The sequence below is a fragment of the Paenibacillus sp. MMS18-CY102 genome, from assembly GCF_009789195.1.
Taxonomy (GTDB): Bacteria; Bacillota; Bacilli; order Paenibacillales; family Paenibacillaceae; genus Paenibacillus_T.
The window spans coordinates 1-663 of record NZ_WSTC01000090.1; the positions used below are offsets into that span (position 1 = coordinate 1).

Consider the following 663-nt stretch of genomic DNA (forward strand, 5'->3'; position numbering starts at 1 on the left):
ACAACACCCGAAGCCGGTGGGGTAACCGCAAGGAGCCAGCCGTCGAAGGTGGGGTAGATGATTGGGGTGAAGTCGTAACAAGGTAGCCGTATCGGAAGGTGCGGCTGGATCACCTCCTTTCTAAGGATATACCCAGTCACGATGATGACTGGATACACAATGACAGTTGTGTCTCGCTCGTTGTCAGTTTTGAAAGAGCAATCTTGTTCTTTCTAAACGATTTATTAAGTGAATAGTAATTTTGGCCTTTAGCTCAGCTGGTTAGAGCGCACCCCTGATAAGGGTGAGGTCGGTGGTTCGAGTCCACTAAGGCCAACCATTTCTTTATCAAACTAGATATGGGGCCATAGCTCAGCTGGGAGAGCGCCTGCCTTGCAAGCAGGAGGTCAGCGGTTCGATCCCGCTTGGCTCCACCAAACAATTCACTTTTGCACCTTGAAAACTGGATAGCGAATAATGAAACATCCTTAAAGCTTTAGTTTTAAACACGAAGCGAAGATTGAATGGATGGTTACGCAAGTAACAGCCATCAATCAAGCAACTGGTTAAGCTACTAAGAGCGCACGGAGGATGCCTAGGCACTAGGAGCCGAAGAAGGACGTGGCGAACAACGAAATTGCCTCGGGGAGCCGTAAGCAGGCTTTGATCCGGGGATGTCCGAAT

Annotated in this window: 2 tRNA genes and 2 rRNA genes; all 4 read left to right on the forward strand. The window is 49.2% G+C overall.

The window, feature by feature from the left end:
• A 16S ribosomal RNA gene (locus GON22_RS25530) occupies positions 1-120 on the forward strand; the annotation flags it as partial.
• A gap of 122 nt (positions 121-242) precedes the next feature.
• Positions 243-319, forward strand: a tRNA-Ile gene (locus GON22_RS25535).
• Positions 320-340: 21 nt separating this feature from the next.
• Positions 341-416, forward strand: a tRNA-Ala gene (locus GON22_RS25540).
• Positions 417-543: 127 nt separating this feature from the next.
• A 23S ribosomal RNA gene (locus GON22_RS25545) occupies positions 544-663 on the forward strand; the annotation flags it as partial.